A 12,467-nucleotide genomic window follows, 5' to 3' on the forward strand; every position below is an offset into this window, starting at 1 on the left:
GCCACCACCGCGAGCCACCAGCCGAACACCCCGGCCAGGACAAGGAAAGGGGCCAGCACGTACAGGTGCTTACGCAGCATCGGGGGTCTCCTTCCAGGGCTGTGACCAGGGCTAATGACCAGCGGGCAGGTTTGCCGGCCGCTACCGTTTGTCACGGGACTGAGGGCAGGGATGTTGCACGTGCCGGTTCGGGCAGCAGATCATCCCGACCGTGACGAAGCGTCCCCCCGGAAGCCAGCAGCCCCACTGCACATCGACCCCGCGCGGCAACAGGTCATACGCCTGGTCCTGGCGCAGACTCCGGGGGATCGGGTCGTGGAGGTGGGCAGCTTCGTAGACGGTGGGCATCCATTCGATGGCCTTGTCCACGTCGTCGAAGGTCTCCGCGATCCGCGATGCAGGTTTGGCCAGCCACTCGCCCGTGCGCATGGGCGGCAGGAGCGAACTGAAGAAGTCCGGCGACGTGGGTCGCCGCTCCGCCTCACGAGCCAGCTCCTGGCCGTTGCCGTTCCAGATGTAGCCGTGCCAGTGCAATAGATCCCCCGTACAGTCGAAGGCGTGGCCCCTGCCTGATTCAGCCGGGCAGGGGCCATCAAGGAGCGACGTGCTAGATGCTGGTCAATCCGGCCGCGCGAAGCTCGTCACCGGTGAAGCGGAGCGTCCCGGCATCCGGGTTCTTGGAGTCACGCAGGGCGAACGCGTCGTCCACGCCCGCAAGCGGGGCGATCTCCATGCAGGACTCGCCTTCGCCGTCTTCGTTGTTGTTGCCGCCGCACACACGGCGGAAGGCCAGCGGGCCGAGATCGTTCGCGTACAAGTCCACAGCCATGCTGAACAGACCTCCTAGCGATGTGATGGATGGATTTGATAGCCCCCGCCATTTGCAGGCGGGGGCCACCTTCACGGCTGGCCCGAACACGGTGGTGGGTGTTCCTAGGGCAGGTTGGACCGGCCGTGAGCTTCTAGCGCCAGCCGTCCCAGTACCAGGGACGCCAGCCGTTGCGCCAGTCGTCCACGATCGTCTTCAAGGCGATAGCGGCAACGATGTTGAGCGGCAGCAGCGCCAGGAGCGCGGCGATCTTGCGCGCCAGCTCGACCGTTGTGGTCATGACGCCTCCTTGGCCGCGCTGATGGCGGCCTCCTTGGTAGGGGAAATCTTCGACAAGAAGTCCTTCAGGAAGGCCGTCAGCAGTTGGTCAGCTCGGGCCTTGGCTTCCGCGCAGGTACGGAACTCCTCTGGGAGCGGCGTCTGGCCTTTCCGGTCCGGCAGTCTGGGGTACAGCGTGAAGTCCCGGCCGTGATCAACGAGCGAGAAGGCTTTGATCTCCCCGACCATCCCGTACTCGGTGTCACGGAAGTGAGGCTTCCAGTGGATCTCAAGCTTCACTCGTCCTCCTCCTGCTCGGCGATCAGCAGGTCCCACGGCTCGGTGTTCGGACGCTTCTCCAAGAACCCGTGGGCTTCGGCCAACTCCAGGTATCCGTCGTATCCGGCCGCGTCGTATCCGGCCGCGTCGCACCACTTGCTTTCCCTGACCCCACGCGCGATCAGTAGCGCCCGGTACTCCTCCCGCGTCCACGACGGAGGGGGCGGTGGCTCGGGGTTGGCCTCCGGCCCGAACGCCTCCAGCTCCTCGGGCGTGAGATCCTCCACGTAGACCGTGCGCCCGTCGCGGATGTCAGGGCCTGACTTGCAGGCCAACGGCGTCTTCTGGCGTCTGCATGATCTCTGTGCGGGGGCCATGCATCGACCGTAGGAGCGGAGGATTTCGAGCCTCAACGATCTTGCCCACATTGGCCCCCTATTGGGCCATCGAGCGTACGGCTCTTTGGATCAACTGGCGTGCGCCTACACCGAATGCCGCTATAGCGGAGAAAGCCGAGAAGCGCTCTGCGTAGAGAGCGACCTCCCATGGCTGGGTCAGTTTCAAGTGACCCGATACCAGTTCAATGCTGACCATCTCCCCGTCGAACATCGTGAAGCCTTCGACCGGCGCGGCATGAGGGGATGCCGCCCTGGCGGCATCGAGAGGGACAACCCCGAGCGAGACTGACGGAATGGCCATCGCGCGATCAAGAGCGATGAGCTGATCTTGTAGGACTTCCGGCGCAAAGAGCTGGAAGCGGAGGGCGGCCTCCTCGACAAGGAAGGCGAAGCGATGCCCCGCCTTGTGAAGCACGCTTTGCCTGCTTATGCGTTCACTCACGGCATCACCGATGTCATCAGTGTGGATCTTGTGTCGCTTGTGCACGGCGCGGAGAACTGCCTCTGCGTAGGCAGGCGTCTGTAGAAGGCCAGGAATCATTCTCGGCTGATAGACGCGGACAAGCGTGCTTCGCTCGAAGGCCGGTCGGATGGACTTCTGAGCGGCCCGAAGTCCGGCGCGATTGATTCTCTTGGAGTCTGTCCACATCCCGGCGGCGGCTCGCTGGCTCGCTAGCAGCTCAGCGGTCCGCTCCGGCGAGACACCGCACACGCGGCACCATGTGCGGATGTCATCCGCAGATGGCGGGCGAATGGCGTTCTCGATCTTGGAAATTTTAGAGACGCCGTGCCAGCCCGCAGCCTCCGCCAGTGCGGTGCCGCTCAACCCGGCCTCTAGGCGAATCTCACGAAGCTGAGCGGCAAGCACCTGGCGCGCATGCATTGCGCTGGAAGACGCTGACGAAGGCATGATCTTGTGGGCTAGATCTGGTACTTCTCGTGCGGCGTTGCCAGCTCCCAGACAGCCTCGAAAGCAGACTCGCACAAGCCGACCAGGGAGGCATCTTCGGTGAACTGATGTCCCTGAAGCTCTCCCTCACCGTCGAACAGTGAGAAGCGGACTAGGTGCCCATCGAAGACCCAGTACGGGTTTCCAGGCAGGGCAAGCCCAGATGCCAAGGGGCGGGGTAGCCATCGCAACTGTTCGCCCGCCGCGAGTTGGAAGGCGGGAGCGACAGCATGTTCCCAGCGCACGTAGTCGGATGCAGGTTCCGAGACGATGCGCGCTCGCCTGACGGAGACACCGCGAGTGACAGCGGCGGACACGAGGTCTACCCATGCTTTCGCCTTGCCCGCGTCGATGAACGGTTTTCCGGCCTTCCACGCTTGGAAGGAAGGGTTGGACGTCATGTGCTGGTCGTGCATCTCCAGATGCACGGCCGACGTCGTGCAGTCGGCCAGTAGCTCAGCGAACGTCGGCTTCTTCGAGTCTTGTCCGAGTATCTTCATCGGGCCGGGGGTGTGTGCCAGGGACGAAGCGGCGCTTGCCTCGTTCGTAGCTGCCACGAGCTGCCTCCATGATGATGTTCGCCATCGCGGCGGGAAGCCGGACTACCGACTCTGTGTCCTTGATTCGACTGTCGGAGTTGATCCAGGCGAGCAGGTCTGGATCAGTCACCGTATCGCCCTGGAAGTAGAAGTCGCCTGTGTCGGGATCGACGAACACGGCTGGACAGTCGTCTGTCTCGTTCGTGGGATCGACGCCTACGAAGTCGAGTCGTTTCATGAGCCCTACCTAGCGGATCGCCTGATGTTGCTCCTGTACCAGGTGAGCTTCAGCGGCAGGACCAGATGAGTCAAGGTTCGGGGCTTCGATGCAACCGATACGGGTCAGCACAACGTCAGCACGCGTGCTGACGACAGCCGGTATCAACCCGGAACAACAAGAAGCCCCAGGCTCACGATCCAGGCCGTGAGCTGGGGCTATGTCTCGTGTTTGACCAGGTCAGACCTGATCTGCTATGGAGCATGGTGGACGATACTGGGATTGAACCAGTGACCTCTTCCGTGTCAGGGAAGCGCTCTCCCGCTGAGCTAATCGTCCTTGGGGATGTATTCAGTTGTTCAAGAGCGGAAGACGGGATTCGAACCCGCGACCCTCACCTTGGCAAGGTGATGCTCTACCACTGAGCCACTTCCGCATGGCGCTTGACCTACTTTAGCGGATCCTCACGGGTCCCCCGTACAACCGAGGTGGAGACGGGATTTGAACCCGTGTAGACGGCTTTGCAGGCCGCTGCCTCGCCTCTCGGCCACTCCACCAGGAGATCGCACTCCGAGCGGAAGACGGGATTTGAACCCGCGACCCTCACCTTGGCAAGGTGATGCTCTACCACTGAGCCACTTCCGCGTGTGTCCGGGCGGTGAGCGCCGGTCACGGGAAAACCATATCGCTTCCGTGGAGTGCCTGTGCGCAACGGGCGGCGGCCGTGGGAAAATCAGTTGAACACCCGGACGTCCTGCGCCTTGACGAACATCACCCGGTGCCCGAGCTGGATCTGGTGGTAGCGCAGCCGTCCCTTGACGGTGTCGTGCCGGGCGGGGCGGATGGAGTCGGCCCGGTGGTAGGTGCCGGTGAGGGTCAGGCCCACCGAATAGGTCTCGCTTCGGCGGATGACGTAGTTCAGGGGGACGTGGCGCTGGAAACGGCTGCGTGAGCCGGTGTAGGCGGACTTTTCGGGGTACGCCCGGCCGTACACCCTGACCTTGTTCTTCACCGGCGTCGCCAGCGGGCCGGACGCCGGGATCGCCGTCGGCTCGGACGGCGGATTGTGGAACCAGGCCTTCTGTCCCAGGTACCAGATCGCGGTCCACTCGCCCTCGCGCCCGGCCACGGCGAAGCGCTGGCCGGTCGAGGCGCGGGCGCTGTGGTCGTAGACGCTGTAGGTGCTGTCCTTGCCGACGCGCTTGCCGATGTCGTCGACGAGCGGCGCGTCCTGGCGCGGCGCGGTGCGCAGCCACACCGACGCCGAGCCCTGTGACGGGCAGGCGCGGGCCGGGCGCTTGCCGAAGCAGCCCGTGTACCTCTCCTGATGCCGGTCGAAGTCGGGGCGGATGATGAGGGAGCCGCCGCCCTTGTCCGGCTTGAGCGGTGCGTCCATGAGGGCGAAGTAGCGGGCCCAGTCCCAGTAGGGGCCGGGGTCCTCGTGCATGCCGGGCACGGTGCCCGGGGTGGTGCCGGGCACGTTGTCGTGGCCGATGACGTGCGCGCGGTCGAGCGGGATCTTGTACACCGACGCCAGGTGCTTCACCAGCCGCGCCGACGAGCGGTACATGGCCTCGGTGTACCAGGTGCCGCCCCGCGCGAGATAACCCTCATGCTCAATGCCGATAGATCGCGAATTAATGTCCCAATTCCCCGCGTGCCATGCAATATCGCGATTACGCACGTGCTGGGCGACATGTCCGTCGCGGGAGCGGATGGTGTAGTGCCAGCTCACATAACGCGGGTTGCGGACCATCGACGGGACACCCGCGTAGGAGCCCTCGGTGTCGTGGATGACGATGTAGTCGATGCGCCGCGGCCGGTTCAGGCGGTCGTGGTTGCCGTAGTCCTTCTTCTTGCCGAACGCCTTGAACGCCGCGGGCATCCACTCGCAGTCCAGCGCCTCCGGGCACTCGGCGGGGTTGGCCGCCCTGCGCATCGGGCGCGCGGGCGGCACCGCCTCGGGCGCGGCGGCCAGCCGTACCTGGGAGCCGTCGTCGGTACGGCGCGCCGCACCCACCCTCATCAGCGCGAACACCTCGTCCGCGAACCCACGCGAGCCCGCGTACCGCACGACCGCGTCATACCAGTCGGCCGGATCCCGGCTCGGCCGCGCCTGGTAGGAGGCCAGCAGCGCCGCCCCGCCGCGGATGTTGGCGGCCGGATCGCGCCGCAGCCGCCCCGCGTCGATCCCGCTCAGCCGCGCCGCCTCCCGCAACGTGTCCTCGCTCGCCTCTTCCGGGCTTCCCGAGGGCGCGGCGGCGGCCACGCCGGGCGCGTGGTCGGGGCGCATGGGCCGGGCGTCGTCGCCGCGCGGGTCGCCGTCGTGGTGATGACCCTCCGATACGGCCGCGCCCCCGTCCACAAGGTGCATCGGCCCGTAGCCCCCGGACACGCTCGGTTGCCCGGCGTGGTCGTCCCACCGCGACTGCATGTAGGAGACCCCGAGCAGCACGCCGACGGGAACGCCGTACTCGCGGGCCGCGTCGGCGAAGTCGCCCTGCCGTCCTGGCTGGTGGGCGGGTGCGGTCAGGAGGCCGGTGGCGAGGGTGAGGGCGATCCAGTGCGGCATGACAACTCCCACGGAAAGGCTGCATACAACTACATAGAGTAATCATGCCCTGTGAGAAGAGTGTCACGCGGGGCGTGCGATGCGTATGTGGTCCGATTTGGGGACCTCGTGAGGCAAAGGTCCGGACTGAACTCGCCAATTCCTGCCCGATTTCGGGCAGGAAGTTGTTTGAACGTGGCCCAGATGCGTAATGTCCTCGACTGTGTCCACGGCACGGCATCCCTACGAAGAGCTCATCGCGCACCTGACCAGGACCAGCCCGCTGGCCCCCGGTGAGGCGGCCCGCGTGGTCGCCGACGTGCTGGCGTACTTCTCCGAGACGGTGGAAGAGTTCGTCCGGCGGCGGCACGGCGAGCTGAAGGCCCGCGGCCTCACCAACGACGAGATCTTCCCCAGGATCGCCGCCGAGCTGCCGGGACGCCGGGTCGCGGCACCGGAGCTGTCCCTGCGCCAGCTACGCCGCATCGTCTACGGATAAGAGAGGACGCCCGTATGTGCGGAATTGTGGCTTATGTCGGTCCGAAGGACGCCGCCCCCATCCTGCTGGAGGGACTGCAGCGCCTGGAGTACCGCGGGTACGACTCGGCCGGGGTCGTCGTCTCCAACAAGGGGCTGAAGGTCCGCAAGGTCAAGGGGCGGGTGGCCGACCTGGCGCGAGCCGTACCCACGCGCTTCAAGGGCACGCTCGGCATCGGTCACACGCGGTGGGCCACCCACGGCGTGCCCAGCGACCTCAACGCCCACCCGCACCTTTCCGCCGACGAGCGCGTCGCGGTCGTCCACAACGGCATCATCGAGAACGCCACCGAACTGCGCGCCAAGCTGGAGGCCGACGGCGTCGTCTTCGCCTCCGAGACCGACACCGAGGTCCTCGCCCACCTGATCGCCCGCACCGTCGAGGAGACCGCCAGCCTGGAGGAGGCGGTCAGGAAGGCGCTCAAGAGCGTCGTCGGCACGTACGGCATCGCCGTCGTCGACGCCGAGCGCCCCGGCGAGGTCGTCGTGGCGCGCAACGGCAGCCCGATCGTGCTCGGCATCGGCGAGAAGGAGATGTTCGCCGCCTCCGACGTGGCCGCGCTCGTCCGTTACACCCGCCAGGTCGTCCACCTGGAGGACGGCGAGCTGGCCGTGCTCAGGGCCGACGGCTTCCACACCTTCGCCAGCGGCGGCCTGGAGACGGCGAAGGAGCCGCTGACCGTCGACGTCGAGGCCGGGCACTACGACACCGGCGGCTTCGAGCACTACCTGCTCAAGGAGATCTCCGAGCAGCCCGAGACCGTCGCCCGCACGCTGCGCGGCCGGCTCGACGAGCGCTTCCACATCGCCCACCTGGGCGGGCTCAACATGGACGCCCGCGAGACCCGCTCCTTCCGCCGCGTGAAGATCATCGGCTGCGGCTCCGCCTACTACTCCGGCCAGATCGGCGCCCAGCTCATCGAGGAACTGGCCCGCATCCCCGCCGACGCCGAGCCCGCCTCGGAGTTCCGCTACCGCAATCCGGTCGTCGACCCCGACACCCTCTATGTCGCGATCAGCCAGTCGGGCGAGACCTACGACACGCTCGCCGCCGTCCAGGAGCTCAAGCGCAAGGGCGGGCGCGTCATCGGCATCGTCAACGCCGTCGGCAGCGCCATCGCCCGCGAGGTGGACGGCGGCATCTACCTGCACGCGGGGCCCGAGGTCTCGGTCGCCTCCACCAAGGCGTTCACCTCGACCGCGGTGGCCTTCGCGCTGCTGGCGCTGCACTTCGGCCGTGTCCACGACCTCTCGCCCGCCGACGGCCGCCGCATCGTGGACGGCCTGGCCAAGCTGCCCGACCAGATCGAGGAGATCCTCAAGCAGGGCGACCGGATCAGGGACCTCGCCCAGAAGTACGCCCACCGCCCGTCGATCATGTTCGTCGGCCGGGTCCGCGGCTACCCCGTGGCCAGGGAGGGCGCGCAGAAGCTCAAGGAGATCTCCTACATCCACGCCGAGGCCTACCCGGCCAGCGAGCTCAAGCACGGGCCGCTCGCGCTCATCGGCCCCGACATGCCGACGGTGGCGATCGTCCCCGACGACGAGCTGCTCGACAAGAACCTCACCACGCTCGGCGAGATCCGCGCCCGCGGCGGCAACGTCCTCATGATCGGCCACCGCGAGCCCGGCGCCAAGCTGGCCGACGACGCGATCGTCGTGCCGAAGAACGAGATCGAGCTCGACCCCATCCTGCTGACGATCCCGCTGCAGCTGCTGGCCTACCACGCCGCCGTCGCGCTGGAGCGCGACGTCGACAAGCCCCGCAACCTCGCCAAGAGCGTGACGGTGGAGTAGCCGCTACTTGCGCACCGGCAGGTGGAGCGGGCGGACCATGATGCTGCCCGCCGTCCACTCCACCTCCTCAGCCGGTACGGCCAGCCGCAACCCCGGCAGGCGCGCCGCCATCACGCCCAGGAACTCCTGCACCTCGGCCCTGGCCAGGTTGGCGCCCAGGCAGTAGTGGGCGCCCCTGCCGAAGGCGAGGTGCGACTGCCCGGCGGGCCGGTCGAAGTCCATGGTGGCGGGGGAGGGGAAGACGCGGGGATCGAAGTTGGCCCCGGCGAAGGAGGCGATGACCCCCTCACCCTTCCTGATCGGGCCGGAGGGCAGCTCGACGTCCTCGGTGGCCACGCGGATGAGCGGGCTGTCGCCCGGCTGCTCCACGCGGAACAGCTCCTCGGTCGCCCTCGGGATCACGCCGGGGTCGGCGACCAGGCGCTCGTAGCCGTCGCGGGGAGCCAGCAGCCGCAGCGCCGCCCTGGACAGGATCGAGCCGGTCGTCTCGTGCCCGGCCAGGAACAGCCCGAGCGTCATGCGGACGAGCTCGTCCTCGGTGAGCCGGTCGGCGCCGTCCCTGGCCTCGATCATGGAGGCGAGCAGGCCGTCGCCGGGGGCCTCGCGGTGCTCGGCGATCATCGTGGCGCAGTAGGCGTAGAACTCCGCGGCGGAGTGGGCCTTCTCCTCCTCGGTGAGCCCGGAGGAGGAGAGCATGGCGTCCGACCAGCGCCGCACGCGCTCGCTGTCGATGCCGGGCACGCCCATGACATCGCAGATCACCTGGACGGGCAGCGGGAAGGCGAACTCGGTCACGAAGTCGAACGCGGCGGGCAGCCGGTCGGCGAGGTCCGTGGCCAGCTCGCGCAGGCGGGGGCGCCAGCCGTTCACCTGGCGCGGGGTGAAGGTGCCCGACAGCAGCCGGCGCAGCCGGGTGTGGTCGGGCGGGTCCATGCCGATCAGGCCGCCGGGCGCCTCGGCGATCGTGAAGCCGCTGAACATGCGGGGCGCGCCGGGGTAGGACAGGTCGCGGCTGAAGCGCGGGTCGGTCAGCACCATGGCGGCGTCCTCGTAGCGGGTCGCCAGGTGGATGAGGTGGCCGCTCGGCGCTCTGACGAGACCGAGCGGGTCCTTCTCGCGGCGGACGGCGTACAGGTCCGATGGGGCACCCCGCGGACCGGACGGAAAGGGGAAATGCTCTAAATCGGCCATGAATCGGACGGTATCCAGTGAAGTAACGGCTGAGAAGACCTAAGATCACGATGTGGCCTTCGACCCGCAGACGCCGAACCTGGCGCGGATGTATGACTACATGCTCGGCGGAAAGAACAACTTCGTCGTCGACCGCGAGGCGATCGACCAACTGTCGAAGCACATCCCCGAGGCCATCCCCATAGCCAGGGCCAACCGCGCCTTCCTGCAGCGGGCGGTGCGCGCGCTGACCGAGACGGGCATCAGGCAGTTCCTGGATCTCGGCAGCGGCCTGCCCACCCAGGGCAACGTGCACGAGATCGCGCCCGAGGCCCGGGTCGTCTACGTCGACAACGACGCGGTCGTGGCCGCGCACGCGCGGGCGCTGCTGGAGGAGTCGGGGCGGGTCGTGTTCCTGCACTCCGACCTGCTGCGGCCCAGAGAGGTGCTGGCCAGCCCCGAGGTGACCGGGTTTCTCGACTTCAGCGAGCCGATCGCGGTGCTGCTGGTGTCGATCCTGCACTTCGTCCAGGAGGCCGACGATCCGGCGGGCATGGTCGCGGTGCTGCGCGCCGCCGTGCCGCCGGGCAGCTACCTCGTGCTCACCCACGCCGTTCCGACGCTCGGCGACGTGGAGGCGGAGGAGGAGGCCAAGAACATCTACCGAGGCTCCTCCGTCGGCGGGGCCGTGGGGCGGACCGAGGCGGAGATCCTGGAGTTCTTCGGCGACTTCGAGCTGGTCGAGCCGGGGCTGGTCGAGGTGACCGAGTGGCGTCCCGACACGCCCCGGCTGATCGGTGAGGACCGGCTGCCGCCGTACCTGAGGGCCGCCATGGGCAGGAAGCCGGGTCACGGGGTCAGCAGCCCCCAGTAGAGCGCCCAGGGCAGGAAGGCCGCGGCGCCGGTCAGCAGGACGGCCAGCCGTACCCGCTCGGAGCCGCGGGCCCGGCGGGCGGCGGGCACCGTGATCACCGCCGCGACCAGCGCGAGCACCGCGAGGGCCTGCAACGCCAGCCAGACGAGCGGCCGCCCGGCCACCAGCGGGCCGGGCGAGCCCAGCTTGGCGCCCGTCATGATGGAGTAGAACACGTAGGCCAGCGCGCCGAAGGCCGCGACGGGCGCGGCGAACGCGACCGTCCGCGCCGCCCGCGACGAGCTCACGGTACGGCCCCGCACCCGCCTGACCAGCGCCCAGACCGGGTAGCCCAGGAAGGCCACGAGGAACAGCAGCAGCGCCCCCATCTGCACCGCCGCCGACTCCCACCAGGCGGGCGCCGGGACCGCGACCGTCGTCGAGGCCTGGGCGGGCAGCTCGCCCACGCTCTCCGCGCTGGGCAGCTCGCCCGCGGCGACGCGCTTCACCCAGGTTCCGACGGCCTCGGCGTAGCCGGGGGCGAGCTCGGGGGAGCGGGTGACGCCGCGGTCGGGCGTGAGATGGGCGGCGTGGTCGGCGCCGGCGAAGTAGCGCAGCGTGTAGTGCTCGTGGGCCAGGCCCTCGGCCAGCAGGGCGGGGGTCTCCCGAGGCGGGGTGAGCAGGTCGTGGGCGCCCCAGATGCCGAGCACGGGCTGGGTGACCCTGGACAGTACGGCCTGCGCGTCGTGCCAGGGCATCGGGAACTGTCCCGCGCCGGCCAGCAGCCGGTAGGCGGCGGGCACGCCGCGGTCGGGCACCGGGCCGCGTACGCCGGCGTTGCGCAGCCCGGCGGCGACCGCCCAGGTCTGCTGGCGCAGCGGCTCCATCGCGTTGCCGCCGACCATCACCACGAACGCGACGTCCTTGGAGCGCGAGGCGGCCAGCGGGGCCACCCAGCCGCCCTCGCTCAGCCCCCAGATGCCCACGGCGTCCCGGTCGACGCCCTCGAACGCGCGCAGCGCCGCGTGCGCGCCGAGCGCGTCGCCGGCGAGCTGGCCGTAGTCGCGCCGGGTCATCGAGTAGCCCTCGGAGCGCTTGTCGTAGACCAGCACCGCCAGGCCCTGGCGGGCGAAGGACTCGGCCTCGGTCATGAGCTTGGTCCGCGGGGTGCCGCCGCCGGAGCCGTGGACGAGCACCAGGCCGGGCAGCGGCCCGCGGGCGCCGGAGGGGACCAGCACGCTCCCGTGGAGCTGGAGCCCGCCGCTGCCGCGGAAGGAGACCTCGGTGACGGTCAGGCCGTCGGCGGCGAGCGCGGGGGCGGCCGGGAGGAGCGCGCAGACGAGCGCGAACAACATGATCAACAACTTCTTCATGAGGCCGACGCTACTCTGCAGAGAGTTCTCGGCAAAGAGATGTCTGCAGAAATCATCCGGCAGGACTAAGCTCTCTCCTCATGAAGGATGAGCAAGAGGCGCCGCTGGTCATCGACGACCACGATCGCCTGAAGGCACTGGCCCATCCGATGCGCCGGCGCATGCTGTCGCACCTCAACGTGCACGGCCCCGCCACCTCCACCACGCTCGGCGAACTGCTCGGTGCCAAGACCGGCACCACCAGCTATCACCTGCGCCAACTGGAGAAGTACGGCTTCATCGAAGAGATCCCCGAGCGCTCGACCGGCCGCGAACGCTGGTGGCGCAAGGCCGAGACGCCGCGCGACATCCGCACCCCGAACTTCCGCGACGTCGCGCCGGAGAGCCGCGCGGTGCTGGAGGAGTTCTACCGCATCGGGATGGACGAGGACCGCGCGCTGATGGAGCGCTTCCCCGACGCCTACCGGCGCGATCCCGACTGGACCAAGGCCTCGCGGGGGTTCGGCCGGATGACCAAGGAGGATCTCGACGCCTTCCACGAGGAGTACATCGCGCTGCTGTTCAAGTACAGCCATCGCGCCTCGGACGCGCCCCCGGACTCCCGCCCGCTCTTCATCAGGATGTTCGCGCTGCCCGCCGATGATTCGTGAAGAGTGCCCCCCGATGTGTAACACCGTGTGATCTGCCAATAACCTCATGTAATGGGAGGTCTTTCGG

General features: G+C 68.3%; 15 protein-coding genes and 4 tRNA genes. 4 read left to right on the top strand and 15 right to left on the bottom strand.

Features of this window, described 5'->3' with window-relative positions:
* Positions 1-141: 141 nt before the first annotated feature.
* The 13 genes from ACIBEJ_RS13935 to ACIBEJ_RS13995 form a co-directional block, all read right to left on the bottom strand.
* Positions 142-534, bottom strand: a complete 393-nt coding sequence (locus tag ACIBEJ_RS13935) for a hypothetical protein (RefSeq protein ID WP_397183048.1) — start codon at positions 532-534, stop codon at positions 142-144.
* A 73-nt stretch (positions 535-607) separates the two neighbouring features.
* Complete coding sequence (locus ACIBEJ_RS13940) at positions 608-829, bottom strand: DUF397 domain-containing protein (RefSeq protein ID WP_397183049.1); 222 nt, start codon at positions 827-829, stop codon at positions 608-610.
* A 133-nt stretch (positions 830-962) separates the two neighbouring features.
* On the bottom strand, positions 963-1,109 hold the full coding sequence (locus ACIBEJ_RS13945; RefSeq protein WP_397183050.1) for a hypothetical protein: 147 nt from the start codon (positions 1,107-1,109) through the stop codon (positions 963-965).
* Positions 1,106-1,387: a hypothetical protein gene (locus tag ACIBEJ_RS13950; protein ID WP_397183051.1), complete on the bottom strand. Its 282-nt coding sequence runs from the start codon at positions 1,385-1,387 to the stop codon at positions 1,106-1,108. Before ACIBEJ_RS13950 ends, ACIBEJ_RS13945 begins: the two co-directional genes overlap by 4 nt.
* A complete protein-coding gene (locus ACIBEJ_RS13955) occupies positions 1,384-1,743 on the bottom strand; it encodes a hypothetical protein (protein ID WP_397183052.1) in 360 nt (119 codons plus the stop codon). Before ACIBEJ_RS13955 ends, ACIBEJ_RS13950 begins: the two co-directional genes overlap by 4 nt.
* Before the next feature lie 58 nt (positions 1,744-1,801).
* Positions 1,802-2,647 carry a Scr1 family TA system antitoxin-like transcriptional regulator gene (locus ACIBEJ_RS13960; protein WP_397183053.1) on the bottom strand — a complete coding sequence of 282 codons (846 nt, stop codon included), beginning with the start codon at positions 2,645-2,647 and terminating at the stop codon, positions 1,802-1,804.
* Positions 2,648-2,685: 38 nt separating this feature from the next.
* Positions 2,686-3,213, bottom strand: a complete 528-nt coding sequence (locus ACIBEJ_RS13965; RefSeq protein ID WP_397183054.1) for a DUF6879 family protein — start codon at positions 3,211-3,213, stop codon at positions 2,686-2,688.
* Entirely contained in the window at positions 3,170-3,490 is a 321-nt protein-coding gene (locus ACIBEJ_RS13970; RefSeq protein WP_397183055.1) for a hypothetical protein, read from the bottom strand. The genes ACIBEJ_RS13965 and ACIBEJ_RS13970 overlap by 44 nt, the downstream gene beginning before the upstream one ends.
* A 243-nt stretch (positions 3,491-3,733) precedes the next feature.
* Positions 3,734-3,808, bottom strand: a tRNA-Val gene (locus ACIBEJ_RS13975).
* A gap of 25 nt (positions 3,809-3,833) precedes the next feature.
* Positions 3,834-3,905, bottom strand: a tRNA-Gly gene (locus tag ACIBEJ_RS13980).
* Positions 3,906-3,955: 50 nt separating this feature from the next.
* A tRNA-Cys gene (locus tag ACIBEJ_RS13985) sits at positions 3,956-4,026 on the bottom strand.
* 16 nt (positions 4,027-4,042) lie between these two features.
* Positions 4,043-4,114: transfer RNA gene (locus ACIBEJ_RS13990), tRNA-Gly, on the bottom strand.
* Between the two features lie 88 nt (positions 4,115-4,202).
* Positions 4,203-6,041 carry an N-acetylmuramoyl-L-alanine amidase gene (locus ACIBEJ_RS13995; RefSeq protein ID WP_397183056.1) on the bottom strand — a complete coding sequence of 613 codons (1,839 nt, stop codon included), beginning with the start codon at positions 6,039-6,041 and terminating at the stop codon, positions 4,203-4,205.
* Between the two features lie 190 nt (positions 6,042-6,231).
* Here ACIBEJ_RS13995 and ACIBEJ_RS14000 point away from each other — a divergent pair, with 190 nt between their 5' ends.
* Positions 6,232-6,519, top strand: a complete 288-nt coding sequence (locus ACIBEJ_RS14000) for a hypothetical protein (protein WP_397183057.1) — start codon at positions 6,232-6,234, stop codon at positions 6,517-6,519.
* A 14-nt stretch (positions 6,520-6,533) separates the two neighbouring features.
* Positions 6,534-8,354, top strand: coding sequence for a glutamine--fructose-6-phosphate transaminase (isomerizing) (gene glmS / locus ACIBEJ_RS14005; protein ID WP_397183058.1), 1,821 nt, complete (start codon positions 6,534-6,536; stop codon positions 8,352-8,354).
* A gap of 3 nt (positions 8,355-8,357) precedes the next feature.
* Here glmS and ACIBEJ_RS14010 read toward each other — a convergent pair whose 3' ends face one another.
* Positions 8,358-9,545, bottom strand: a complete 1,188-nt coding sequence (locus ACIBEJ_RS14010; RefSeq protein ID WP_397183059.1) for a cytochrome P450 — start codon at positions 9,543-9,545, stop codon at positions 8,358-8,360.
* Between the two features lie 52 nt (positions 9,546-9,597).
* Between ACIBEJ_RS14010 and ACIBEJ_RS14015 the strand changes: the two genes are divergently transcribed.
* On the top strand, positions 9,598-10,398 hold the full coding sequence (locus tag ACIBEJ_RS14015; protein WP_397183060.1) for an SAM-dependent methyltransferase: 801 nt from the start codon (positions 9,598-9,600) through the stop codon (positions 10,396-10,398).
* Here ACIBEJ_RS14015 and ACIBEJ_RS14020 read toward each other — a convergent pair.
* On the bottom strand, positions 10,374-11,750 hold the full coding sequence (locus tag ACIBEJ_RS14020; RefSeq protein WP_397183062.1) for an alpha/beta hydrolase: 1,377 nt from the start codon (positions 11,748-11,750) through the stop codon (positions 10,374-10,376). The two genes, ACIBEJ_RS14015 and ACIBEJ_RS14020, sit on opposite strands and share 25 nt — an antisense overlap.
* A gap of 80 nt (positions 11,751-11,830) precedes the next feature.
* Between ACIBEJ_RS14020 and ACIBEJ_RS14025 the strand changes: the two genes are divergently transcribed.
* Entirely contained in the window at positions 11,831-12,400 is a 570-nt protein-coding gene (locus ACIBEJ_RS14025) for an ArsR/SmtB family transcription factor (RefSeq protein ID WP_397183063.1), read from the top strand.
* The last annotated feature ends 67 nt before the right edge of the window (positions 12,401-12,467 follow it).

This window comes from Nonomuraea sp. NPDC050790 (genome assembly GCF_044456745.1).
Lineage (GTDB): Bacteria > Actinomycetota > Actinomycetes > Streptosporangiales > Streptosporangiaceae > Nonomuraea.